At 33.1% G+C, this 25515-nt stretch carries 21 protein-coding genes; 14 read left to right on the top strand and 7 right to left on the bottom strand.

Translation table 11 applies throughout. The features are described from left to right. Positions 1 to 599 precede the first annotated feature (599 nt). From OQ292_RS37470 to OQ292_RS37455, 4 genes are all read left to right on the top strand, one after another. On the top strand, positions 600 to 2051 hold the full coding sequence (locus tag OQ292_RS37470; RefSeq protein ID WP_284689276.1) for a GAF domain-containing sensor histidine kinase: 1452 nt from the start codon (positions 600 to 602) through the stop codon (positions 2049 to 2051). After that, a complete protein-coding gene (locus OQ292_RS37465; protein WP_284689275.1) occupies positions 2048 to 2446 on the top strand; it encodes a response regulator in 399 nt (132 codons plus the stop codon). The genes OQ292_RS37470 and OQ292_RS37465 overlap by 4 nt, the downstream gene beginning before the upstream one ends. A gap of 602 nt (positions 2447 to 3048) precedes the next feature. Further along, a complete protein-coding gene (locus OQ292_RS37460; RefSeq protein ID WP_284689274.1) occupies positions 3049 to 3291 on the top strand; it encodes a hypothetical protein in 243 nt (80 codons plus the stop codon). A gap of 141 nt (positions 3292 to 3432) precedes the next feature. Beyond that, the gene (locus tag OQ292_RS37455) at positions 3433 to 3585 is read left to right on the top strand and encodes a hypothetical protein (protein ID WP_284689273.1); all 153 of its coding nucleotides are present in this window, start codon (positions 3433 to 3435) and stop codon (positions 3583 to 3585) included. An 86-nt stretch (positions 3586 to 3671) separates the two neighbouring features. Here OQ292_RS37455 and OQ292_RS37450 read toward each other — a convergent pair whose 3' ends face one another. The 5 genes from OQ292_RS37450 to OQ292_RS37430 are packed head-to-tail and all read right to left on the bottom strand — an operon-like array spanning position 3672 to position 8454. Then, positions 3672 to 4379: an RraA family protein gene (locus tag OQ292_RS37450; protein WP_284689272.1), complete on the bottom strand. Its 708-nt coding sequence runs from the start codon at positions 4377 to 4379 to the stop codon at positions 3672 to 3674. 40 nt (positions 4380 to 4419) lie between these two features. Further along, entirely contained in the window at positions 4420 to 5187 is a 768-nt protein-coding gene (locus OQ292_RS37445; RefSeq protein WP_284689271.1) for an SDR family NAD(P)-dependent oxidoreductase, read from the bottom strand. A 33-nt stretch (positions 5188 to 5220) separates the two neighbouring features. Further along, entirely contained in the window at positions 5221 to 6411 is a 1191-nt protein-coding gene (locus OQ292_RS37440) for an enolase C-terminal domain-like protein (protein ID WP_284689270.1), read from the bottom strand. 3 nt (positions 6412 to 6414) lie between these two features. Next, a complete protein-coding gene (locus OQ292_RS37435; RefSeq protein ID WP_284689269.1) occupies positions 6415 to 7167 on the bottom strand; it encodes an IclR family transcriptional regulator in 753 nt (250 codons plus the stop codon). Positions 7168 to 7209: 42 nt separating this feature from the next. Further along, entirely contained in the window at positions 7210 to 8454 is a 1245-nt protein-coding gene (locus OQ292_RS37430) for an MFS transporter (RefSeq protein WP_284689268.1), read from the bottom strand. 159 nt (positions 8455 to 8613) lie between these two features. On the opposite strand from OQ292_RS37430, the gene OQ292_RS37425 reads away from it, so the two are divergent. From OQ292_RS37425 to OQ292_RS37390, 9 genes are all read left to right on the top strand, one after another. Next, positions 8614 to 11598 (top strand): SusC/RagA family TonB-linked outer membrane protein, encoded by a 2985-nt coding sequence (locus tag OQ292_RS37425; protein ID WP_284689267.1) that lies wholly within the window; start codon positions 8614 to 8616, stop codon positions 11596 to 11598. Between the two features lie 26 nt (positions 11599 to 11624). After that, positions 11625 to 13055: a RagB/SusD family nutrient uptake outer membrane protein gene (locus OQ292_RS37420; protein WP_284689266.1), complete on the top strand. Its 1431-nt coding sequence runs from the start codon at positions 11625 to 11627 to the stop codon at positions 13053 to 13055. Between the two features lie 61 nt (positions 13056 to 13116). Continuing rightward, entirely contained in the window at positions 13117 to 14475 is a 1359-nt protein-coding gene (locus OQ292_RS37415; protein WP_284689265.1) for an endo-1,4-beta-xylanase, read from the top strand. Between the two features lie 60 nt (positions 14476 to 14535). Beyond that, positions 14536 to 17319: a glycoside hydrolase family 2 protein gene (locus OQ292_RS37410; protein WP_284689264.1), complete on the top strand. Its 2784-nt coding sequence runs from the start codon at positions 14536 to 14538 to the stop codon at positions 17317 to 17319. A 14-nt stretch (positions 17320 to 17333) separates the two neighbouring features. Beyond that, positions 17334 to 18812, top strand: a complete 1479-nt coding sequence (locus OQ292_RS37405) for a sulfatase (RefSeq protein ID WP_284689263.1) — start codon at positions 17334 to 17336, stop codon at positions 18810 to 18812. A 642-nt stretch (positions 18813 to 19454) separates the two neighbouring features. Then, positions 19455 to 19736, top strand: a complete 282-nt coding sequence (locus OQ292_RS37400) for a helix-turn-helix domain-containing protein (protein WP_284689262.1) — start codon at positions 19455 to 19457, stop codon at positions 19734 to 19736. Continuing rightward, positions 19733 to 20266: a transposase gene (locus OQ292_RS37395; RefSeq protein ID WP_284689261.1), complete on the top strand. Its 534-nt coding sequence runs from the start codon at positions 19733 to 19735 to the stop codon at positions 20264 to 20266. The genes OQ292_RS37400 and OQ292_RS37395 overlap by 4 nt, the downstream gene beginning before the upstream one ends. Next, positions 20260 to 20478 (top strand): transposase, encoded by a 219-nt coding sequence (locus OQ292_RS41260; protein WP_431733812.1) that lies wholly within the window; start codon positions 20260 to 20262, stop codon positions 20476 to 20478. Before OQ292_RS37395 ends, OQ292_RS41260 begins: the two co-directional genes overlap by 7 nt. Before the next feature lie 90 nt (positions 20479 to 20568). Then, on the top strand, positions 20569 to 21261 hold the full coding sequence (locus OQ292_RS37390; protein WP_284689260.1) for a hypothetical protein: 693 nt from the start codon (positions 20569 to 20571) through the stop codon (positions 21259 to 21261). Positions 21262 to 21469: 208 nt separating this feature from the next. Here the strand turns inward: OQ292_RS37390 and OQ292_RS37385 are convergent, their stop codons facing one another. Continuing rightward, the gene (locus OQ292_RS37385; protein ID WP_284689375.1) at positions 21470 to 22168 is read right to left on the bottom strand and encodes a response regulator transcription factor; all 699 of its coding nucleotides are present in this window, start codon (positions 22166 to 22168) and stop codon (positions 21470 to 21472) included. 241 nt (positions 22169 to 22409) lie between these two features. Here OQ292_RS37385 and OQ292_RS37380 point away from each other — a divergent pair, with 241 nt between their 5' ends. Further along, positions 22410 to 23744, top strand: coding sequence for an IS5 family transposase (locus tag OQ292_RS37380; RefSeq protein WP_284689374.1), 1335 nt, complete (start codon positions 22410 to 22412; stop codon positions 23742 to 23744). On the opposite strand, the gene OQ292_RS37375 is transcribed toward OQ292_RS37380, so the two are convergent. Then, entirely contained in the window at positions 23733 to 24833 is a 1101-nt protein-coding gene (locus OQ292_RS37375; protein ID WP_284689373.1) for a sensor histidine kinase, read from the bottom strand. The two genes, OQ292_RS37380 and OQ292_RS37375, sit on opposite strands and share 12 nt — an antisense overlap. Positions 24834 to 25515 lie beyond the last annotated feature (682 nt).

Here is a 25515-nt window from a genome sequence, read left to right as displayed (position 1 = left end):
AATGAGGTGTAATTAAAAGTTTTAGAAAAGGTCAAATAATAAAAAGTAGTAGTGCAGTAATTATAACTACTGTTAGAAAAAAAATTAGCCTTACAGAATGTTATTTAAAAAGAAAAATTAAATACCATACTTAAGGTAAAAAATTAAATATCGGCAACAGTTGCATTTGAAAATTTGTAGCTTATTTTATACAAATAATTTGTTAAAGGACTTATACTGAATTTGGGCAGCCTATACCTTGTTATGGCACAAAACTAATACCCGAAATACAGGTTAAATTTAGAAAAACTGTTAATAGCTATCAACATAAATAGAATATGTCGTCAAGGAGGAAACAAACTGAACTCATACTATTTTAAATCAAGGTTATCTAGTGAGGAAGTGGTGTGAATAATTTCTTTTTAACTTTATTAATATAACATTATATACCACATTATTTGTAGAGATAACTTCTGCTAACAAGCATTAAACAATAAAAGAACAAGAATATATATTATTCTTAAAAATATGGAAATTTTATATAGCAGGAAGCAATACTAATTTTATAGTAATAAGTCAATAATTTGGTATATCTAAATATCTCATATACAGTCCAATTTATGGAAAAAGTCAAATTCAAGATTTACTTAATTGCAATATTTCTTTGTATTCTGATTTTGCAGATCTTTTATTTTATTCAAGTTACTTTTGTATTTTCTAACACAGAATATTTAAGTCCTGCTATTATCACTCCCATAATAGTTGGTAGTGTTCTTGGAACAATTATGGGACAGATTTATTACCAAAGAATAAAGATACAGAACCAGGAAAACATTATAGGAAATCTCAAAATAACTGAAGTGATCAATAATATCTTACTTCTTTCAAATAAAACATCAGAGCCTATCTCATTTCTACAATCTACTATAGAGGTAATCATAAAAGCAAATTTTATAAAATTAGACCCAAGATTAGGCTTTTTTTTGAAAGATCTTGATGGGAAATTTCGTATTAAAGCCCAACATAATCTTAGTGATGAGCTACTTAAAATATGTGCTATAAAAGGAATTACATCAGGTGAGTGTCTTTGTGGGCAGGTTATACTCACCAAAAAGACACTGCATGCTAATTGTGTGAATCATCGGCATACAATTAACTATAAAGGAATGAAAGATCATGCTCATTATAATGTGCCCATTATGTACAATGAAGAAATTCTAGGAATAATGGTTTTATATTTAGAAGTAGGTCATAAAAAAAATGAAAGAGAAGTAGAATTTTTAGAATCTGTCAGTAGTGTTATCGCTTTAGTACTACATAAATATTTTATAGAAGAAGAAAAAAAAGTTGAAATAGTAAAGCTCAATAATGAGCTAATATCTCAAAATGAGATGCTTATCAAAAAGAATCGTGAATTGGATAAATTCGTGTATAGCACATCACATGATCTTAGGTCCCCACTTTTATCTATCCTAGGACTTTTGAATTTACTTAAAAATGATCTCTTGAAAGAAGATGAAAAAGAACAAACTATAAAACTGATGGAAGATGGACTTCAAAAAACAGATGAGATGATTACTAGTATTCTAGATTATTCAAAAAATGAGAATTTAGAGATCAAATATGAAACTACTAAAATCAAAAAATTGGTAGATGAAGTTCTAAATATGCACAAATTTGTAGGTGGAAAAGAAATAGAGATAAATTTAAATATCGCTATAGAAAAGATTCAAACTGATAAATACCGATTTAGAACTATATTAAACAATCTAATTTCTAACTCAATAAAATACCGTAGAAGAGAAGTTCCTTTAGAGATAGAAATTAGCTTTAAAAAATATAACACTGAAGAATACCAGTTATATATTAAGGATAATGGAGAAGGTATAGAAAAAGAAGAACTAGGTAAAATATTTGAAATGTTTCACCGCTCTTCTTCATCTGCTAAAGGAGCAGGTCTGGGATTATACATATGTAAGGAAATTGTTACTAATTTAGCAGGTCGCATCCAAGTGGACTCAGAGCTTGGTTCTTGGACAATGTTTACTATTTATTTACCAATAAAAACATGAAAGACAGAATATTTTTAGTGGATGATGAGCAAATTTCAAATTTTCTGAACAAGAAAATTATTGAGTCTGAACTAGTAGATGTTGTTATAGAAGATTATATTGAAAGTAAAAAAGCGTTGGAAACGCTAAAAAATAAGTCATCAATTGAATTTCCTAAGCTATTAATAATAGATCTTAGAATGCCTGTTTTAACTGGATTAGACTTTTTGGAAGCACTTCAAAAATCTGATAATCAAAAATTAAAACAACTAAAAGCTATTATCCTTACTTCTTCACTTAATAGTGAGGATAAAGAAAGAGCTAGTAAACTCCCAAATGTGATTGACTTTATGAATAAACCCCTAGACTCTCAAAAAGCAGCTATAATAAAGAATCATCTTTCAAAAATTGATTAATACAAATATTCATTATCATTTACATTTTATATATATAAAGGACATTGTTGCGTTGCAACAATGTCATTACAAGCAACAACAAAAATATATAAATTTTCAACCTCATATTATGTTTGATTAATATATCAAGGGTAATCACAAGATAAAACTAAATGATTATTTTATAGCTAAAAATATGTTTACACTCTTAATTTTACTTTGATTTGGCGCTTTTGTCAAAGATATCAATTGCTTGCATTGCAGTTCAAATAGTAATATTATGATTTATATAACCTACAAGAAGTAGATAATGCAAAATGAACTAGCCAAGCGATATAATTAAACGAATTGTTTCTTTGGATGAAGTATATTGATAGTTTATTTTCAGTTAGCCATTTGTATAAAGGAGATTTTGGGAGTGAATAGTCGCATTAATTTCCATAAGTTATTTGTGTTAAAGAAATAAATTAAGCTAATTGCTAGATGAGTAACTTACTAAATTAATGGGGCAAAACCTTTTGATTTATATATATCTAAATTTAGACATGATGGTAAATTTACTATATTTAGGTATAAATTAACTAAAAAAATAACACTATCCAGAATTTACTATAGATACGAATATGAAAGAATCTAAATTATTTAATCTAAAGATGTTGGTCTCCATGACAGTTGCTGATGTAGACATTTTTTTACTCCAAAATGAAGAACAAACAGCAGATAATGATAAAGAAAGCTTTAGTAGAGAAGAAATTAGGGAGCAATTATCTAAAACAGTAAGTAATCTAGTATTAGGATTAGAGAAAGCAGGTTTCGATACAGATAAGCCTTTGATTCCAGATAAACTTATATCTGGGATTAATTAAGTTCCAAATTAATTTGTGGTAATATAAAGGTACATTATGTGTTAATTTAACAAAGGTCAAATAGGCTTTTTAATTAACATAATGTAAATTATATATTTTTGTGAAATCTCCTGAACTGGCCTTACACAAAACTGTAAGCCCATGAAAAACAAAGAAAAATCACAAAAAACAACAACGAAACGAAGTTTTACGCTAGCACAGCGTCAGGAGATTATCTCATATTATGAGACCGGTGGCCGGCACCCGGATATTTTACAGCAGAAATTCTTTGCAAAAGATATGGTATATCGGTAAACTTGTTTAGGCAGTGGTTGAGATCAGAAAAACAAAGAGACCAGAAAAATCTCTAGATCCCTTTGCAATTGGTTATAGTGTTATTTTTAAAAGTAGCCTCCTTTTTTCACTATATTTTTGGCTGAAAATCCTTCGTGAACCCAAGTTTTCATCTCTTGTTCTGTAGCTTTAATTTCTTCTGCTCTTACTAATACTTCATAAGCCATTTCACGAGGAACAACCAACACTCCATCAATATCACCAAATATTAAATCACCAGGATAGATATAGGCTTTTCCTATTCTTAGTGGAATGTTATAGCCAGTGATTTTAGTCCTTCCTAATGAACCATTTGATGTGCGATATTTATTGAAAACCGGATAGTTCTGATCCAAGACTTGCATCGTATCTCTCAAACCACCATTTACAACAGCGCCTCTTGAACCTCTAGCAATGGCAGAAGCTGTCATTACTTCTCCCCAATGAGATGCCTCAGACTCATCTCCAGCATCCCAAATAACAATGCACTCTCTTGGCATATCATCTAACATATCCGCTCTTATCTCCATTTCTCCTGTAACTGTAGGATCTGGATTCGAACGTATTGTATAAGCTATTCCAGCAACTTTCATTTCCATTTTAAGTGGCATTATATTGCAAGGAAGCGCCTGGTCTAATAATGTTCTTTCTCTTAAAACATCATTTACTGCACCAGTATACAACTGTTCATACCTATCACATAATTCTTTTTCAGTAATAGGTAAGTCTACGATCTCTTTTTTATCTAGCTTGGCTTTGAGAGCGTCTAATTTCATTAAACTCATTATCGTGTCAATTAATTTTTAACATAAATTTTTATAGGCTCATACCTCCATCTATAAATATTTCTTGTCCAGTAATATATCTACCGGCATCTGAACAAAGCCAACAGGCTGCTGATGCTATATCTTCTGGAGTACCAAAGAAGGAGGCTGGAATTTTTTCAAGAACTTTTTCTCTATAATCAAGATTAGAAAGTGCCAATTCATTTCTTGGAGTTTCTATTACTCCAGGAGCAAGATTGTTTATTGTTATACCTTCTCCTGAAAGCTGCAAAGCCAAATTTCTCACCATGTTTACATTAGCCGATTTAGTTGCAGCGTAAACAATCATATCTGGATGAGGTTTTTTTTCCTGTACACTTCCGATAACTACTACCCTTCCCCACTTTCGAACTTTCATTGCAGAGACGAATAACTGTATTAGTTGTAAGGTTGACTTAAAGTTTATATCTAACTGTTGTTGAATTTCAACTAGGTTTGTTTCCTGCCAAGGTTTTCGAAATTGTATTGACGCATTAATTACAAGAATATCTATGTTGCCTAATAAATGAACGGCCTGATTAAATATATTTAATGCACTTTTTCCCTCTTGTAAATCTGCTAATATATAGCCTGATTTTTTATTCATATCTTCAATAAGAGAAACAACATTTATTGCATCTTCTTTTTCATCTTTTCCATGTACCAATACATTCGCTCCAAATTCTGCCAAACCCAATGCGATCGCTTTACCAATCCCTTGTGTGGCTCCAGTAACCAATGCATTTTTTTTACTTATATCGAATAAACTACCAATGTTCATTTGGTTTTATATTTTGAACTTGATTGAAAAATGCTAGATGCTTCCTACAATTGGGAACCAATCTGGGCGCTTAGGATCTTGGTGGAAACGAGCATAATAATCTCCTTTTTGCTCGTAGTATCGTTCATATTTTTCCATTTTATATTCATCAAGAGCAACTCCCAATCCAGGACCCTCAGGTACTTTAATAGCTCCATTTTCATACTGCAATAAACCTCCTTGTATAATGTCATCAGTGAGATAATGATAATGTGCATCTCCTGCAAATGTCATTGTCGGAATAGTAGCTGCTGTATGTATCATAGCTGCTAATTCAATCCCGAATTCTGCTCCGCTATGCATGGCAACTCCCATATTAAAAGTTCTACAAACTGCTACTAAGTCTTTTACTCCTTTTGGTCCTTCCCAATAATGTAAATCTGTTAGTACAATATCTACAGCACCCATTCTAATGGCAGGTCCCAAGTCGTCAAATTTTGCTGGATACATATTAGTTGCAATAGGCATTCTTACTTGTTTACGAACTGCAGCATTCCCTTCTAAACCCCATGAAGGATCTTCGAAATACTCAATGCCTAAGTCTTCTAATCTTTGGCCAATTTTTATAGCTGTGGCTACAGACCAAACACCATTTGGATCTATTCTTAATCCAAATGAGTCTCCCAACTTATCCCTACATAATTCTAAAACTCTAGCTTCTTCTTCGGGTTTCATTACACCTGCTTTTAGCTTCATCGCATTTACCCCCAGTGTCTCATGAAGTTCTACACAGTATTCCGCTAAATCTTCAGCAGTTTTATCATCACCACCACTTGGACGATCATATCTCCAAAAGAGGTAGGCAATAAATGGCACTTCATCCCTTACTTTCCCACCCAATAAATCACACATAGGCCGGTTTAAAACTTTGCCTTGAATATCAAGACATGCCATTTCTATTGCAGCATATAAGCGAGAGTTAGAAAGGTAGTAGATACTACGTAATACTTTAAGTTTTATAATCTCCAAATGGAACGGATCAAGTCCTAAAATTCTGGGCTTCAATTTCATAAGTGCAGCTCTCTGATCTCCACCACCTACTTCTCCTAATCCAATAATGCCTTCATCTGTAATTACTTCCAGAATGGTTCTTAAGAAATAACCAGGATGAACTCCAGTATTATGCCTTAGTTGTGCATTTAAAGGAATAGCAACGCAACGCACTTTTAAATCGATAATTTTCATATTTCATATATTAGGTTGATTTGTTGTTTCTGTTATTTTATCAGCAGTTTTGTTGAGTAGATTCAATATTTCCTCCTGATAGTTGATATCTTTTAATCTGATTTCTGGTAAATACACACCGAGAGATGCATGTAAGCCTAAGCAAACGATATTTACAGCAAAACCGACAACATGTGCTTTACTAGTTTGTTGAGCATAACCCCGTTTTCTTATCTTATTCAGTTCATACATTAAATCTTCTTTATCTTCAACTTCTGGCCATACTTCATATTCGGGTAAGCCATATTTATTTATAAAAGCTTCTAGCTCCTCATCGTTTAATGCCGCTACTAATGCTCTTCCTGTTGAAGAATCATAAACTGGTTTTTCTTTTAAATTAATTACTTGTAATTCCTGATCCTTTTTTACTTCGTGAATAATTAATCTTTTTCCTCCACTCAGCACAGTTAGTATCGCACCTTCGTGTAGTTTATCTGCAAGTATTTGCATTGGTTCTTTAGCCATATTTACAATTCGTTGCATCTTTTGCTCCATACTATCTCCACTAAAAGACTTTAATATTGGACCAATTTTATAGCCACGTTGGTTTTCAGCTTTTTCGATATACCCTCTAACTACCATTGTTTTCACGAGATTTGCACAAGTACTATGGTTTAAGTTAAGATGGTTGGCAATATCTTTTAACTGCACCCACTCCTGTTCCTGTGCAGCGATAAATTCCAGTACATCAAATGCTCTATGTATAGCTTGAATCATAATAATGTTTTTTTATTCAATACTATTGAATAAATTTAATAATCACTCCATAATTTTATCTTTATCATAAAAAACCTTTAGAGCAACAAAAATGCAAAGTGCCGCAAAAACATAAGCAATTGAAAGTGATGCTAAAGCATTAGAAAGTCCTAATACAGGTTTCATTAATCCTAAAATGTAAGGAGCACTAGCACCTGTTACAAAAGCAAACATGAGCATAATGCCAGTAGCACTGGATCGATATTTTGGCTCAATTACATCATAAAGTGCCGCAAAAATGTTTGAATCATAACCTCCTCTAAAAATACCAAAGACTGCTAACCCAATGTAAACACCAACTACTGTTTTACTTACACCCATAAAATAGATGGCAGGTGCACCAAGTAATAAACTCAATCCCTGAATTTCTAAGCGAATTGTATCTCGCTTTTTCATTAATTTATCTGACAGTGCAGCAAAAAACATAAGACCAACATAGGCAAGTACATGGTGATAAAACATGGAGTTAAAACCAGCACTTGTTAAAGATTGACCAAATTCTTCATATAAATAAGTAGGCATCCAAGTTAAATAGCCCACGTTAGTAAAAACCATTCCTGCAAAGGCAAAGGCTAATAAGATGGCTGTAGGTTTCTTGAAAAAGACAGGGAGTGCTTTTTGAATGCTCACCTTTTCCTCATCATTTGTACTAACTTGAGGTTTAGAAGGCTTCATTCTAAAATATATTATAATAGCTAGTATGATTCCACCACCACCGAATGTGAAAAATGCATAGCGCCACCCAAAAGTTTCAGCGATATATCCGGTAATTAATCCACTTAGAATAATACCTGTATACACCGCTGTTTGATGTATTGACATAGCTGTGGCTCTAGTTTTATTGTGATACTCACTGATTAGAGCATTGGCAGCAGGTGCATAAAATGCTTCGCCACCACCTGTAGCTAAGCCTCTTAACAATACTAAGTGTATTAGTAGAGTGCTAGAACCAGTAAATAATGTAGCAGTACTCCAGAATAACAAGCTGAAAAATATTATTTTCTTTTTATCATATCTGTCACCAATATAACCTGTAATGGGAACCAAAATACCATATGTAAGAACAAGTATAGATGCTACAAGCCCGATTTGTGCATCATCTAAACCCAAGTCTGATTTGATGGAAGGAATTACTACATTAAATATTTGTCTATCGGCCTGATTGAAGAAAAAAGCAAACCAAAGCAGCACAATTAGCTCCCATTTATATGCTTTAATGTTTTTATTATTGAATGTAATTGTATTCATTCCTTAATATATAATTTTATTTAGAAATTTCATCTCATTTTTACTGTGTAGTTGGACTATCTAAAAATAAAGGCTCGTTTATTTGACATCCTGCACAATTATAAATATTATTGTCAATAATAACAAATTAAAATATTATTATTCAATAATATAAAGTATATGAAAATGAAAATACCTTTGCAAATGATCTTCCCCCCTTTGTTACTATTGCTGTGTACTTCCATTTGGGTATACGGTCAACAACAAATTACAGGAGTTGTAACTGCTGATGATGGAGAACCTTTACCTGGTGTAAGTATTCTAATAGTTGGTACTACATCAGGTACCACCACCGATGTTAATGGTAAGTTTTCTATTGCAGCAGCACCTGAATCTACATTACAATTTAGCTATATTGGTTATGTAACTCAAGAGGTACCTCTTAATAATAGAACTAATTTAGATATTGTATTAAATGCAGATCTAGAACAACTCGAAGAAGTTGTAGTAGTCGGTTATGGAACTGTTAAAAAGAGTGATTTAACTGGTTCTGTATCTTCTGTAAAACAAGAAGAAATAAGTGCTTTCCCTACTACAAGTCCTGTTCAGGCACTTTATGGTAGAGCTGCTGGTGTTCAAATTACACAAAATACTGGTCAACCTGGATCAAATATAAGTGTTAGAATTAGAGGCACAAACTCTATTCAAGGTAGTAATGAGCCATTATATGTAATTGATGGATTTCCTTTTTCTGGCGCTCCAAATTTTTTAAATAACTCCGATATAGAATCGATGGAGATATTGAAAGATGCATCAGCTACAGCAATTTACGGTTCTAGAGGTGCTAATGGAGTGGTTATTATTACTACAAAAAAAGGAAAGGCAGGTAAAACTATGGTTGATTATGAGGGAAGTTATAGTTGGCAAAGTGTAAGAAATAAACTTGACTTAATGAATGCGCAAGAATATGCCGCGTTTTATAATGAACAAGCTACTAACGACGGTATTACACCTTGGTTCACAGATGCAGATATAGCAGGCTTTGAAACAACAGATTGGCAAGATGTAGTATTACGTACAGCTCCGATGCTAAACCAGACTATAAATGTTTCTGGTGGTAATGAGAAAACACAATTTTCTGTTTCAGGTAGTCTATTTGATCAAGACGGTATTATTACCAATAGCGATTATATGAGACAATCTGTGAGAGCAAATATTAATCATGATATAAGCAAAAAAGTACAACTTGAATATAATGCTACTTTAACTAGGTCATTATCTAATCGTCAAAATTCTAGTGGTGGTAATCGTGGTCAGTCTCTAATTGGAGGCATGGTTTCGGCTGCCCCTATACTTTCTCCATACGAAGAAGATGGTACTCTCACAGTTTTGAGTACATCTTATCCATTTATGTCAAATGTAATTGTTAACCCGCTTAATTATACTTTATATCAAACAAATGAGCAACGCTACAATACCATTTTGGCCAATGCAGCAGTCATTTATAAACCTATCGATGGTTTATCTGTAAAAATATCTGGAGGTATTGAAAATAATGATGGACGTAATGACACTTATACTTCTAAAAAATTCATTAATTCTCAAGGTTCTGCATCAATTAGTACTTCTCAAGTAACCAGTTTTCTAAACGAAAACATTGTAAACTATACGAAAGCATGGAACAACCATAGTTTCTCTGTTACTGGTGGTTTAACTTATCAAGACTATGTTGCTACAAGTCTTGGAGCTTCTGGTAGTGATTTTATTAGTGATGCCACTGAAACTTACGATATTGGTGCAGCTGGTACATTAGGTGTTCCAAGTTCATCTTATTCTAAATGGTCTTTACTATCTTACTTAGGTAGATTGAATTATACTTTAAATGATAAGTATTTATTTACTGTAAGTTTTAGAGCTGATGGTTCCTCTAGATTTAGTGAAGACAATAAATGGGGCTATTTTCCTTCTGGTGCTTTTGCTTGGAGAATTAAAGATGAGCCATTTATGGCAAGTGTTAACTTAATAAGCGATTTAAAACTGAGATTAGGCTATGGAGAAACTGGTAGTACAGCAATATCTCCATATCAAACACTCAACCAATTGGCATCTGGCAAAACTGTATTTGGAGATGAATTATATACCACTTATGCACCAGGTACCACACTTCCAGGAGACCTTAAATGGGAAACTACTGAGCAAAGCAATTTTGGAATCGATTTAGGAATATTAGATAACAGAATTTTTATTACCGCTGATTACTATATAAAAAATACCAGAGATCTACTGAACACTGTACAACTTCCCGCTTCACTAGGCTATACTAGCACTATCCAAAACGTAGGACAAATACAAAACAAGGGTTTTGAGTTTACTGTTGACAGCAAAATTCTAACAGGTGAATTTACTTGGGAATTGAGTGCTAACATGTCGTTTAACAAAAGTAAAGTTGTAAAGCTTTATGATGGCCAAGATATTTTAGGAAGTAGTATTAATATTACTGTTGTGAACGACAATATTAACCTATTAAGAGAAGGAGAGCCATTTGCCGTTTTTTATGGTTATGTCGAAGAAGGATATGATGAAAATGGTACAATAGTATATACAGATTTTAATGATGATGGAACTTTAACTAATGATGATAAAAGAATTATAGGTGACCCGAACCCTGATTTTATCTATGGTTTAAACTCTACCATGACTTATAAAAACTTTGAGCTAAACATATTTTTTCAGGGCTCACAGGGTAATGATATATTCAACCTTAGTTCAATTAACCAGACACTCGATTATGGATTTGGTTTAAACATGCCAAGAGAAGTTTATGAAGACCATTGGACGCCTGATAATACCGATGCTAAATATCCAAGACTCACTCAAAATATGTCGGTGAATGTATCAGACAGATCAGTTGAAGATGGTTCTTACATGCGTTTAAGAAATATTCAATTGGCTTATAATGTACCTGTTGATAAACTGGGAGCTGACTGGATGAGAAGATTACAAGTTTATTTAAGTGGCCAAAACCTACTAACCTTTACTAAATATTCTTGGTACGATCCTGAAATTAGCTCTTACGGAAGTTCAAACTCTATTAGAATTGGAATTGACCACTACAGCTACCCTACCGCAAAAACAATTACTGCTGGTATAAAACTGGGATTCTAATTAGCAACACTTCAAAATTTAATGACATGAAAAAATTATTTATATTTCTTATATCTTCTCTACTTATATTTTCTTGCGAAGACTCTTTAGTTGAAGAACCAAAATCTTTAGCTGTAGAAACTTTTTACAATACTGCTGAAGAAGTAGAATCTGCAATAAATGCAATATATAGTCCATTGAGAAGCAGTAATAACATGGGCGCATTATTTCCAGCACAACAAGAAGCTATGGCAGATTACTGTTACGGCAGAGGAAGTTACGCAGTTGTAAGTGAATATACAGGTTTAAATAGCACCAATATTACAAGGGTTGGTCAAATGTGGGACTTGTATTATCAAGCCATACGAAATGCCAATATTGTAATTGCCAATGTCCCAAATGGCACAGAGCTAACAGATGATGAAAAAGCTGCATACATTGGCGAAGCTCGTTTTTTAAGAGCACTTACCTATTTTATTATGGTTAGAAATTGGGATGCTATTCCGCTAAGAACTATCGAAAATATGACTGAAGCGGATATTCCTAAAAGTTCAGCTTCTGAGATTTACGAATTAATAGTAGAGGATCTATCTTATGCAGAAAACAATTTGCCAGAGAGTGTTTCAATAGCAGGTAAACCTAGTAAATGGGCTGCAAAATCGATTTTAGCAGATGTATATTTGAATTTAGAAGAGTACGCTCTATCAAGTAGTAAAGCATTAGAAGTAATGCAATCGGGAGCTTATTCATTAGTTCCAGTAAGCGAAGCAGATGATTTTTTAAATATTTACGGACCTTCTATTATCAACTCAACCGAAGAAGTATTTTACTTTAAATACAACAGCGTAGATGGTTTCTTTTTTGTAATGTTTGCGCATCATCCAGGAAGTGGATACCACGGTGCCGGTGGTTATTATGCTCATTATACTTTTGCAGATAACCCTGTAATTGAAAATTGGGATGAGACAGATTTAAGAAAAGAATACAATCTCTACTATTATGATTTTGGATTGGGTGATACCTACTTATTCAAAAAATTTATAGATCCTTCTGCACCTACAAACGCTGGTGCTTCTAACGATTATCCGCTATATAAATATTCTGATGTCTTATTGATATATGCTGAAGCAACCGCCATGTCTAATGGTGGTCCAAATGCTGAAGCATTGGAGGCACTCAACATGATTCATAGAAGAGCTTATGGTTATGATGCATTAACTGCATCTCCGGTGGATTTAACTTCCACAGGTATGTCTGCTGAAGAGTTTAGAGATATGGTACTAAAAGAAAAAATGTATGAAACCATTTACGAAGGTAAACGCTGGATGGATATGAAGAGAATAAACAAAGCAGAAGAAATTATAAGTGAAATAAAAGGGATTGATATGAATGAAAAAATGCTGCTTTGGCCATTGCCTAACTCCGAAATGAATTATAACAAAGCATTGAGTGCTAGCGACCAGAATCCAGGCTACTAAATGAATTATATAGGATGGTTGAATAAACCATCCTATACATAAATTGAAAATGAAAACAAAGATGTACAAACTTATAACAATACTTTTCTTTTTACTGGGCTACTTTAATCTAAAAACATATAGCCAAAGTGAAACTTATGAAAAGTTATGGAGTGACCCTGAAATACAACAAAGAATAAACAGCGGTATAGAAACAAACAGAAAAGGTTGGTTCACATTAAATATCGTCGATCAAGATAATCAACCCATAAGCGATGCTTCTATAAACCTTGAGCTAACTAATCATGAGTTTTTGTTTGGTTCAAATATATTTATGTACCAAGGGTTTCCTGATCAAAAGCAAAATCAAAGATATGAAGATGTATTTAAGCAAATTTTCAATTTTGCATCTTTGCCCTTTTACTGGAAAGCTTTAGAACCAGAACCGGGTGTATTAAGGTATGAAGCTAACAGTGAAAAAATTTATCGTCGTCCTCCACCCGATCCAATTTTAGCATATTGTAAAGAAAATAATATTACTCCTAAAGGACATACATTAGTATGGGATAATCCTACTTGGTCAATACCAGAATGGCTACCAGAAAACGCAGAAAAACGTGAAGAACTCATCAATAAAAGGATTAGCCAATTAGGAGAAAGATATGGGGAATCTATTAAATATTGGGATGTAGTAAATGAATTAGATCAAAGAGCTGGGCATATGGAAGTTGTGATGCCAAAAGATTTCGCATTAAAAGCTTTTAAACAGGCAGAAGCTGTTTACCCTAGAGAGAATACTTTGATTTTGAATGAAGTTACCAATGTATGGTATAAAAATGCAGGTGAGTACAGTAACTTTTATACGATAATAGATAACCTCTTAATGAAAGGCGCTAAAATAGATGCTATAGGATTTCAATGTCATTTTTTTGGCGGAGAAAGAGATATAAAGGCCATGATGGATGGCAAGTTAATGCAACCTAAACAAATCCTAGATATACTCGATACTTATGGCGAATTTCAATTGCCAATCCATGTAACTGAAATAACAGTACCTACAATTCCAAATAATGCAGAGGGAGAAAAAATACAAGCACTCATTACAGAGAATTTATACAAAATTTGGTTTAGCCATAAAAATGTAGAAGCTATAACCTGGTGGAATGTAGCTGACGGAACGGCTACTAAAAATGAAGATAAATTTTTAGGTGGTGTGCTCAGAGGTGATTTGTCTGCCAAACCTTCCTTTGATGTATTAAACAGATTAATTAATGAAGACTGGCATACCAAAATAGTAAATCAAAACCTTGTTGATTCTCAGCTAAAATTTAATGGCTTTTTCGGAGAGTATACAGTAAAAATTCAATACAAAGGAAAAACCATTGAAAAGAAAATTAATCTAACCAAAAACGGTCTTGATAAAATCACGATCAAAATATAATGAGTTTTTAGTCTCTAGAACTCTTACACTTAACTAGATTACTTTTAATAAAATACCAACATGCATAAATATATTTTAAATTGTTTTTTACTAATTGTAGCATTAAATGCATATGCTCAAAAAACGCTCTGGCAACCTTACTTTATTACACCAAGATCGGGTGACAATCATCTTGAAATTTCTGACAATTGGCAACTTACACATACAGATAAACCGATTGATAACTTAAGTACACTCAGTAACAACGAATGGATAAATGTAAAAAGACCATCCTCTGTACACTGGGCTTTACATTGGGCAGGTACATTGCCATATCCATATGCAGGTAATAATGCAGAAAAATATGAATGGGTTGAAAAATCTATATGGTATTATAAAAACACCTTTACATTAAATGATGAGATTGATAATAACTATCATTTTTTACATTTTAAAGGGATTGATTATTTCGCTAAAATATGGCTAAACGGAGAATATCTGGGTGAGCACGAAGGAATGTTTGGCGGGCCTACAATTGAGATAAGTAAATATGTTAAAAAAGGTATAGCTAATGAATTGGTAGTAGAAGTAAAATCCGCCAATTATCTTGAGCAAGAAAGCTATAAATCTAGAGAACCTGGTAAGCATATAAAACCTTGGGTGTTTTCTGGAGGCTCAGGTGCTGAACCATGGTTTACCGTCGGTATGTGGCAGGGTGCAAGAGTAGAAACTGTACCAAAAATACATTTAGAAAGGCCATTTCTTTATACAGAATCATTATCTGGCTCAACCGCTGAACTTAGAATTAAATCTGAAATTTTTGTAAATACCCATGCACTTGAATATGAGATGCATCCATGGGAGAAATCTGCTCATTTAGGCGGTACTTTTTTTTATGATAAATCTGAATACAACCACTATGATGGGAAGTTGGTACTCGATCTAGACTTTGAATTAAAAGGCAACAACGTACATCATGAATCTTTTGAATTAGATTTATTTGAAGCTAGAAACTGGATTGATGAACATTTTACTATTCAAAACCCAAAATTATGGTGGCCAAACGGAATGGGTGATCAAGAAATGTATGATGTAACTATTAGTTTAAAAAGTGAAGGTAAAGTAATTGATAAAATAGAAATCCCATTTGGTATCAGAACAATAGAAAATGAATATACAAAAGGTCCACAATTTGGTGATGTTTGGAATCCCTGGCAATTTGTAGTAAATGGGAAAAAACTATTTGTAAAAGGAGTAAACTGGATGCCAGCAGATTTGCTTCTTGATTTACCTAGAGAAAAGTATGAATGGATTCTTGGATTAGCAAAAGAAGCTGGAATTCAAATGGTTAGGATATGGGGTGCAGGTCTATCAGAAACAGAAGAATTTTATGATGTGTGTGATTCACTGGGCATAATGGTTTGGCAGGATTTCCCTATTGCCAACTTTAGTACAGCCGAATGGCCAATGAAAGTATGGGAAGCTCAGGTTGCTCAAACTATTTTCCGATTGAGAAACAGAACATCACTTGCCCTTTACAATGGAGGTAATGAGTTTAACGCCTATGGCTTTGGCAATACCGCTTCAATTGGCATTCTTGAACGTAATCTAGAAACATTTGATCCAACTCGCCTATTTACTCGCACTAGTCCAGATGGAGGAAGCATCCATACGTATCCTGATATGGATCCTGTTTGGTATAAAGAAAGATACAAATGGGTAGCTTATGTAGCAGAAACAGGTATGCACAGTATTCCAGAAGCTAAAGGTTTATACGAAATTGTCAACCCAGCTGAATTTCAAAACCTAGGTAATATGTACTCTGATGAGTTTGCTAGTACCCATCCTGAATTTATTCAACATTTTGTTGAGTTTAGTCCAGGTAGAGTGCCTAGGATGTTAAGTAGAGCTTCTCATATCGATGATATGAAAAATCCGACAATTGAATCTATCGCAGAAGCATCTCAAATTGGATCTGGAGAATTTTATCAAATTATGTCTGAAAAAATACAGTCTAATTATCCAGTAACTGCTGGATTAATGCCATGGGTTTTTAAAAGACCGTGGCCAATTGTAGCAGCAATACATTTAGTAGATGGAAATGGGCAACCTTCAGCCCCATATTACTTCTTAAAGAGAACATACGAACCTATACATGTAGCACTGGATATTGAATGGTTACTTTGGGAAGCTAGCGATGTTTTTCCAGTAAAAATAAATGTGATGAATGCTGAAAATAAAGCTCAACTTGCCCAAGTTGAAGTTAAGATCTATAATGAAAAGTTTGATCTACTTTGGCAAAAGGAAAAGAAAATAGAAATTACTAAAGGTCCATCTGTAAGTAGTCAATCATTCGATGATTTTACTATACCATCCGAATTAAAAAATCAATATTTCCCGGTTTGCGTTGAATTGAAAAATGAATCTGGTGAAATAATTTCCAGATCAGTGTATTGGCCACGAACTATTCCACAAATGGAAGATAAAGAATTTAAGACCAAATATAAATCTCAACCAACGGAGTGGCCTAATCTTGAAAATGGTCCTTGGCTCAAACCTATAATTAATAATACAAAAACAAGCATAAAAGCTGATCTAGTTACCTGCAATAAGACACCTGAAGGTTATATTAATTTCGAAATGAAAATTAAAAACACAGGTAAAATACCTGCCTTTATGTGTTCAATTGATATTAAAGGGGCTAAAAGAACCTTTGTCACAGATGATAATTACTTTTGGTTAGCAGCAGGTGAAGAAAAAATTATCAATGGGAAAATTAATTGGAGGGAACCTGTAGAAAAAAAGAGCACTCATTTTATTGTAAATGCTTGGAATACGAAAAGTATCAAATTAGAAATTAAATAAAATTCATGTACTTTATGAAATATTTATATCTAATGGTTATGGCAGGAATTATTTGCAATTCCTGCCAAAAAAAACAGGAAGCAGTAAATATCTCACATTCTTCATTGAATGTTCTTTTTATCACTGTTGATGATATGCGTCCTCAATTGGGTTGCTATGGTGATACATTTGCGATTACTCCAAACATTGATCGATTAGCTAGTAAAGGTATGTTGTTTGAAAGAGCCTATTGCCAATATGCCATTTGCGGACCGTCTAGAACTTCTTTTTTAACAGGCTATTACCCACAAACAATTGGTGTTTTTAATAACCAAACTCATATAAGAGAAGCGAAACTTAATGCTATTACACTTCCTCAACTCTTCAAAAATAATGGATATACAACTACTGGATTGTTTAAAATATTCCATTTGGCCGGTTTTGACCCTAACCTATTTGAAAATCACAACGATACGGCTTCTTGGAGTATTCCACATTGGACTCCAAGTCGTTCTGCATGGGGACCATATGGAGATTCTATCTACCAAATAAATAAAGAAATTTGTATTGAAAGAGGACCTATAAACTATAGTAACATTCCAAGATCACTGGCTTACGAAGCACCAGAAATAGCAGATAGTTTATTAAGCGATGGAGAAACCACTCAAAAAGCTTTAGCTTATTTAGAAGAATTTAAAAATGATAAAAGTCCATTTTTTCTAGCTGTTGGTTTTTATAAACCACATTTGCCATTTGTTGCACCTAAAAAGTATTGGGACTTATATGATAGAGATAAGATTGAGTTACCAGAAAATCAATTTGCTCCCAAAGGTTTGGCAGCATCACTCCTTCCAGATACTAAAGAGTTAAGAAGTTATATAAATATTCCCGATAAAGGTGAATTTCCCCTAGAAATAAAGAAAGATTTACTTCATGGTTATCTTGCTTCAATAAGCTATATCGATGCTCAAATTGGTTTACTTCTTGAAAAATTAAAAGAACTTAAAATGGACAAGAATACCATTGTAGTTGTAATGGGAGATCATGGTTATCAAATAGGTGAGCATAATTTATGGTGTAAAAAACATACAAATTTCGAAATCGCAACAAGGGTTCCATTAATAATTTCAGTGCCGTCTGATAATAAAGCACAAAAAACTAACTCATTGGTTGAACTAGTAGACGTTTATCCAACTTTGGCAGAACTTTGTGGTTTAAATCCACCCTCAGATTTAGATGGAAAAAGTCTTGTCCCTTTAATAAATGAGAGTAGTTATAGCCCATCAAATTTAGCATTTAGCACTATGGGGAATCATGGATCACAAAATAGTATTAGAACCAACCGATACAGATTGAATAAAAGAAAAAATAAAGAAGAACTAGTCATTGAACTATACGATCATTTAATTGACCCTGATGAAAATAATAACCTATCTAAATCACCAGCATATCAAGAAAAGCTAGATTCACTGATTCAGGTATTAGATCAATTCGAAAAATCTACTTTCAATTAAAGATCACCAGTCTTTTTACTGGATCTATAAACTTCTAATAGAGATTCTATAAATTAGAATTATGATTACAAATTTTTCAAAAATCACCAAGCTTAAAATTGATATCCCTTGTAAACTCACCTCCATAAAATTTGGTTTGAAGCAAAAAAGCAAATAAGTTTTATAAAGAAGAAAAACAGTAAAATATCCTTTGGCAGAAGAGATTAAAAATTAAAGGCCACGATTTGGCCTTTGATTCTGATGGAAGGTGATTATTCTCCCCTACTCTGGCTTTGCAGAAGAAGTAAAATACTTAACATAAATGGGGGTTATATCTCTAAGTTTTAAATAGTAGATTTGACTATATATTTGAGATTACAACAACGGAATTTTAAGTTGCAAACTTAATCCATACAAATAGTTTGGAAATATTATTTCTCAATACTGAAAATGTTTAAAAATGAATGTTTAAATGTGATAAATGATAAATATTTATATTTCATAGTTTTTAATACAATTCTATAAACTCCAAAAAAGACAAAAAATAGTGTGAAAATGATAAGTGTTTTTTTTGTGTAGAAGCTTTCTTTAGTGATAAATCCACATTACTTAAGTAATAACAAAAAAGAAATAAAGTATTAAAAAAATGGATAGCTTTGATCTATGAGACAACACCGATTTATCGAAGCAAGTGAAGAAGAAGTTAAATTGTTAAAAGCACAATTGAAACAACCTATGAGCAGACAGGAATCTGTTCGAATAGAAGGTTTACTACTGAGTATAAAAGGTTATACCATGGAACAAATTGTGGATATATTAGAAGTAAATCGTGATACTGTATCTCGGTGGTTTAACCGCTGGGATAAAGGTAAAATGGACAACTTAGCTAATCTCCCTAAAAGTGGTCGAAGACGAATCTATTTAGCAGAAGAAGAAAAAAAATGATCCAAAAAGCCTCTTTGGGCATCCAAAGGCTAAAAGTATTTCTTCAAGAAGTGATCAATAGTACAGGCAAAAGTTGCCATATAGAAACACTGAAGGGTATTTTCAAAAGACATAAACTGGTATGGAAACGCTATAGAAAGAGCTTGAAACCTGAAAGAGATGAATTACTTTTTGAATTTTTCAAATCGGAATTAAACTCTCTAGAGCAACAAGCAAAAGAAGGAACGATAGATTTGATGTTTATGGATGAATCGAGCTTTAACTTAAATCCAAATGTGCCTTATGGTTGGCAGCCAATAGGACAGCAGATTCTGCTTCCTGCTAAACGTAGTTCCTCTAACTGGACGGTTTTGGGTACACTTAATATCCACAAACAAAGGTTTTACGGATATATTATGCCAGAGGCATGTACAGCAAAAACAGTGGTTGAAGTATTATCTAATTTAAGTGAAAGAATCAATAATAAAACAGTAGTAATATTAGATAATGCCCGGCATGGAATGCACCAGTACATAAGGCAAAAATTGTAAAAGATAAGTTAACCGAATGGCGTGAAAAAGGGCTATACTTACAATTTATCCCTGCCTATAGTCCAGAACTAAATAAAATAGAAATCCTATGGCGGCAGATGAAATATTATTGGCTAGAACCGAAAGATTATCAATCCCAAAATACACTACATCAAAGGATTATAGAAATCCTTGAAAATTACGGATCTAAATACTCGATTTCTTTTTATTAGGTACTTATTTTAAGATAGTATTAGAAAAAATTTCTACTCCAATGCTAAGAAATAGCAAATACTTATTTTTTAAAATCTTAATTCACTAAAATGAAAACTGAAATTACTTTCAAAATTTTGTTTACTATTTGTATCTATATTTTATCAAAAACAGTTATACACGCTCAAGGGTATTATAGAGAAACAGAACAAGGTATTGATCAGCAACTGTATTATTATTACTCTTTTGATGTTTTGGCCTCTGGTGAAGAGAAATACACTCTAACTAATGAATATTTAAAAAAAGTTGAAAATGAACATATCCGTTCATTAAGAGAATTATTTAGCATTTCAACGTCTGTGTCTGCAAGTCTTTCAAAAGGAATTATGGGTGCATCAGCCTCAACTACTACTAATTTTGAAAGAGAAATTTTAGATCAATACCGAAACCTTGAAATGCAAGTTCAAAATAATTCTTCCACAGTACAAGGAGAAACAAATAAAAATGAAGTTTATGGTACTTTATTTAAGAAAATTAGATTAAAAGAAGGTCGTAGTGTTAATGATGTAATAGTTGAAACAAGTATTAGGAAGTTTAATTACGCAGATTTACAAATATATTCTCAAGAAGGTGCATTTGATGAATCCTTAAAAGTATTTTGTAATGCAAGAAATATTCCCATAAATAACTCAGAAATTTACACAAATTATATTTATCAACCTCAAGGAAAAGTTTGTCATCATACCAAATTCTTACAAATTAGTAATGACAATTGTGTGAAGATGGTAGAAATTGTATTATAAATGATGGAACAATGGCAGTGGTTTGCCATCACAATGCATACAATTGGATTGGTGGAAATAATTGTGATTGCAGAATTATAGATGGAAATTATGTTAAACTTGTCCCATATAGTACTAGGATCGGTTATCCGGCACAATAAGGTTATATAAGAATAGTAGAAAACTAATATTAGTTTTCTACTATTCTTATTATAAACCTATTTTAATATTACTGAATTTTATTTTGATACTCTGAAGGTGTATAACCATAGTAATTTTTAAAGCTTCTAGAAAAATTAGAAACATCTGAAAAGCCTAATTTATAAGCAATATCAGATTTTATGGCTGCCTTTTGAGATAGTAATTCTAAAGCACGTCTTAAGCGCATTGATCTTATTAATTTTCCTGATGATTGATTTATTAGAGTATTTAATTTCCTGTTTAAATGATTTAAGCTCATATTAAGATCATCTGCCAATTTATCCGCATTAAAAGAAGGATTTTCGATATTCTTTTCTATATTAAGTATAATATTATTCAAAAAGATTTTATCTAATGAAGTGACATTTGCCTCTAGTGGGTCTATTGTTGAAGCATTACTGTATTTCTCTCGTATTTTCTTCCTAATTTCTACGAGGTTATTTATTCTTAATATTAATTCTTTTGCACTAAATGGTTTAACAATATATTCATCAACTCCAATCTCTAAACCATAAAGTTTATCATTATGCTGATCTTTTGCTGAAAGGATAATTATAGGGATATGACTTGTAATTACATCATTTCGAAGTATTCTGCACATTTCATAGCCATTCAATACAGGCATCATAATATCTGTAATAATTATGTCGGGCAAGTTTTCTTTAGCTTTTATATAGCCTTCTTTACCATTAACAGCTATTAAAACTCTACAATTATTATCTTGCAAAGTTGATATTATAAAAGATCCTAAATCTTCATTATCTTCAACTATAAGAACATTTATTGGACTTTTAATTTCAACAATGTTAGGAATAGTAGGTAATCCTTTATTATTTTCTTGATTATATAGTCGCTCCTTATTAACTATATAAACATCTGTTATTCAGTTTATTAAGCACTATTTTTGCTTGATTTAGTTATCTAAAATTGCAAGAAAATTCAACCATTACCTTAAAACCTTGCAGAAAATGCTAGGAAAATCTCCAGACCAGAACCAGTATAATTTGTTCAGTCCACTGCTAAATGACTTCATTGACATGAAGCACGCGTTGGTCTTGCTTGCCGAAAAAATAGATTGGAAGCATTTTGAGGACAGCTTTTCCCATCTGTATTCCAGTACTGGGCAGCCGGCCATGCCTATTCGGCTGATGGTAGGCTGTTTGCTGCTCAAGCGTCTCTATAATCTCGGGGATGAGACCTTGTCACAGGCCTGGGTAATGAATCCCTATATGCAGTTTTTTTGTGGTGAAGCCCATTTCCAGCATCAATTCCCTTTTGACCCCAGCGACTTTGTTCATTTCCGCAAGCGTATCGGGGAAGAGGGCATTGAATTGATATTCACGCATTCTGTTGAGCTGCATGGCAAAAGGAGCCTTAGTAAAATGGTGGTTTCCGATACCACGGTCCAAGAGAACAATACCACCTTTCCCACTGAAGCAAAACTAGCCAAGAAAATCATTGACTCTTGCAATGCGGTTGCCAAGAAAGAAGGTATCAGACAACGCCAGACTTATAAGCGGGTAGGCAAACAGGCCCTTCGGGAGACCCACAATGGCTCCCACCCCAAACGTAGGAAGCAGGCAAGGAAAGCACAGAGGAAGCTGAAGACCATAGCCGGGCGTCTAGTCAGAGAATTGTATAGCCAACTCTGTGAGGAGCAATTGGCAGTTTATGGCAGTCATTTGAATCTTTTTGCACAGGTACTTGGCCAGCAACGGTCAGACAAAAACAAGATCTATAGCCTGCACAAATCCTTTACGGCCTGTATCGCCAAGGGAAAGGCGCATAGGCAGTACGAATTTGGAAATAAGATCGGCTTGATGATGAACCCAGATTCATTGGTGGTGCTGGCAATCGAAGCCTATCAGGGCAATCCGCACGACAGCAAGACCATTGAGCCATTATTGAAGCAGACAGCACAAAATTTAGAATACCTACCAGATGAAGTAGTCTATGATCGTGGTGCCAGAGGTGTTGGTCAAATAGAAATGGGGAACAAGCTAGTGAAGGTAAGTATCCCCAAGAAGCCACTCAAGCGGGATACTGCCTATCAGAAAAGGGAAAAGCGAAAGAAGTTTAGGCGAAGGGCAGCTATCGAGCCAGTCATTGGGCACCTGAAAACCGATTTTAGGATGGGACAGAATTACCTTCATGGCAGTGAATCGCCTAAAATCAATGCGTTAATGGCAGCGGCTGGATGCAACTTAAAGAAGTTGATGGAGAAACTCAAAGAAAATGTCTCCGAAACTTTCCCTTTTATACTTCGAAGAATCTTTGCAAAAACAGAATTTTTAGCTTCGTAAGGAGTGACTATATAAATCTAATAATGTTAGCCCTTCACTTCTTGCATTTTTAGAAACATTAGGTGTTTTAATTATTTGTTCTTCATGAAGGTGTTTTTTTCCCAGTGGTAACCAAACTGTAACATTAGTTCCTAAATTTACGACACTTGATATTTCTATTTTACCATGATGAAATTCGAGCAATTGTTTGACTAATGCAAGTCCAATACCTGTACCGCTTATATCTTGAGATATATTTCCATCATCTGGCACCTGATAAAATCTATCAAATATCTTTGATAAATTTTCTTCTGAAATACCCTTCCCTGAATCAGATAATTCTATTACGACCCAATTGCTTGATTCTTTTTTTATATGAAGTTCTATTTTTCCTTTATTAGGAGTGAATTTCCAGGCATTCGATAACAGGTTAATAAATACTTTTTCTAACTTCTCAGAATCAAAATACATTTTTAGGCTTTCTACTTCTGAATGAAAGTAATATTCTATCTGCTTTTGGGTATACAATGGGATAATAGAATTAAAAATATCTTTAAGATATGAAACTACATCCTGTTCACTCATTTTAGGTTTAATAAAATTTGATTCTGCTTTAGCAAAATCTAGTAATTGGTTTACTAAATAAAGTAGCTTTTTTGCATTAAATTCAGCTATTTGAACCCGATTAATTTGTTTACTATCAAAAAGACCTATCTTTAATAGCTCCAATTGCCCTAGTATTAGTGTAAGTGGAGTTCTTAACTCATGAGTAATACTAGTAAATAAGTTTGTTTTAACTTTATCAAGTTCTTTCAATCGTATTGACTCTTGATTTACTAATTCCAATCTTCTTTTTAATTCCCATTTGCCTTTTATAAAAAAATAAATGACTGTCATACTGCCCAAAAATATCAATAGGTAAAAAGAATAAGCTAGATTTGCTTTCCACCAAGGAGGATTTATTATTATTTCGATAGTATTATTTACTCCAGTCTCATCACCATTTGGGATACCATCGGAACAAGTGGGTGTAGCAATGGGTTCTTCATCATCATCACAAGAGAAAAAGGAGAGCAGCATGAGCAAACATGCAAATTTAAAGAATTTCATAGTTCGTTACTTTAGAGTGTAATAAGATTCATCAATCATCAATATTAGGTAGTTTTATGATCGTTGTACCAATTGCTTATCTTGGGATGAAGTAATGATCCAATGGTTGATCAAACGGTGAAATCATACAGATTACTGCTTGATAAAAGGAAATCTGTGGTATTGGAATTGATGATTTGAAGAGATATCGGATGTCAATTAATGCTTAATAGTGAAATTTCCTAGAATAGATAACCCTCTCTTCCATAACTGACAAAGAGGGTTTGGATTTATTATAATTAGTCACTACCGAAAACTAGTTTACAACTTTAAATAGCTTCAACTGAATATATAATTTCATCAATTTTGGGAAACTTATCAGTTAAACAAACCTCAAAATCTGAGAATTTGCTAAACATATAGTGAGTGATAGACAAAAAGTAATTATTAGAAAGTTTGAGTATTATGCCTACTTCATTGGATAAATCATTGTATAATGAATTTCTGAATTTTATCTGTTTTATTATATAAACAGAACACAAAGAGACATTAATCATTTTATTAGAACCTTCGGACTTATCTAAGGAAGCTCTACAGCAATTCATTTCTTTATCATGCAGAAAATAGGACTCTTTGTTAATCTCATCAGATGATGACTAACCATACAGTCACTGAGTTGACTTCATCAAGGCTTCTGAAACCA

The sequence above is a fragment of the Chondrinema litorale genome (genome assembly GCF_026250525.1).
Lineage (GTDB): Bacteria > Bacteroidota > Bacteroidia > Cytophagales > Flammeovirgaceae > Chondrinema > Chondrinema litorale.
The sequence above is the reverse complement of the archived record's forward strand: the minus strand, read 5'-3'. Positions and strand labels throughout refer to the sequence as shown.

What these genes read in the sequence shown, in the direction of transcription:
- OQ292_RS37400 (WP_284689262.1), top strand. Translation starts at nt 19,455, where the DNA reads ATGAGACAACACCGATTTATCGAAGCAAGTGAAGAAGAAGTTAAATTG.
- OQ292_RS37435 (WP_284689269.1), bottom strand. Translation starts at nt 7,167, where the DNA reads ATGATTCAAGCTATACATAGAGCATTTGATGTACTGGAATTTATCGCT.
- OQ292_RS37405 (WP_284689263.1), top strand. Translation starts at nt 17,334, where the DNA reads ATGAAATATTTATATCTAATGGTTATGGCAGGAATTATTTGCAATTCC.
- OQ292_RS37440 (WP_284689270.1), bottom strand. Translation starts at nt 6,411, where the DNA reads ATGAAAATTATCGATTTAAAAGTGCGTTGCGTTGCTATTCCTTTAAAT.
- OQ292_RS37395 (WP_284689261.1), top strand. Translation starts at nt 19,733, where the DNA reads ATGATCCAAAAAGCCTCTTTGGGCATCCAAAGGCTAAAAGTATTTCTT.
- OQ292_RS37465 (WP_284689275.1), top strand. Translation starts at nt 2,048, where the DNA reads ATGAAAGACAGAATATTTTTAGTGGATGATGAGCAAATTTCAAATTTT.
- OQ292_RS37410 (WP_284689264.1), top strand. Translation starts at nt 14,536, where the DNA reads ATGCATAAATATATTTTAAATTGTTTTTTACTAATTGTAGCATTAAAT.
- OQ292_RS37420 (WP_284689266.1), top strand. Translation starts at nt 11,625, where the DNA reads ATGAAAAAATTATTTATATTTCTTATATCTTCTCTACTTATATTTTCT.
- OQ292_RS37390 (WP_284689260.1), top strand. Translation starts at nt 20,569, where the DNA reads ATGAAAACTGAAATTACTTTCAAAATTTTGTTTACTATTTGTATCTAT.
- OQ292_RS37455 (WP_284689273.1), top strand. Translation starts at nt 3,433, where the DNA reads ATGAAAAACAAAGAAAAATCACAAAAAACAACAACGAAACGAAGTTTT.
- OQ292_RS37460 (WP_284689274.1), top strand. Translation starts at nt 3,049, where the DNA reads ATGAAAGAATCTAAATTATTTAATCTAAAGATGTTGGTCTCCATGACA.
- OQ292_RS37425 (WP_284689267.1), top strand. Translation starts at nt 8,614, where the DNA reads ATGAAAATGAAAATACCTTTGCAAATGATCTTCCCCCCTTTGTTACTA.
- OQ292_RS37415 (WP_284689265.1), top strand. Translation starts at nt 13,117, where the DNA reads ATGTACAAACTTATAACAATACTTTTCTTTTTACTGGGCTACTTTAAT.
- OQ292_RS37380 (WP_284689374.1), top strand. Translation starts at nt 22,410, where the DNA reads ATGCTAGGAAAATCTCCAGACCAGAACCAGTATAATTTGTTCAGTCCA.
- OQ292_RS37430 (WP_284689268.1), bottom strand. Translation starts at nt 8,454, where the DNA reads ATGAATACAATTACATTCAATAATAAAAACATTAAAGCATATAAATGG.
- OQ292_RS37445 (WP_284689271.1), bottom strand. Translation starts at nt 5,187, where the DNA reads ATGAACATTGGTAGTTTATTCGATATAAGTAAAAAAAATGCATTGGTT.
- OQ292_RS37450 (WP_284689272.1), bottom strand. Translation starts at nt 4,379, where the DNA reads ATGAAATTAGACGCTCTCAAAGCCAAGCTAGATAAAAAAGAGATCGTA.
- OQ292_RS37470 (WP_284689276.1), top strand. Translation starts at nt 600, where the DNA reads ATGGAAAAAGTCAAATTCAAGATTTACTTAATTGCAATATTTCTTTGT.
- OQ292_RS37375 (WP_284689373.1), bottom strand. Translation starts at nt 24,833, where the DNA reads ATGAAATTCTTTAAATTTGCATGTTTGCTCATGCTGCTCTCCTTTTTC.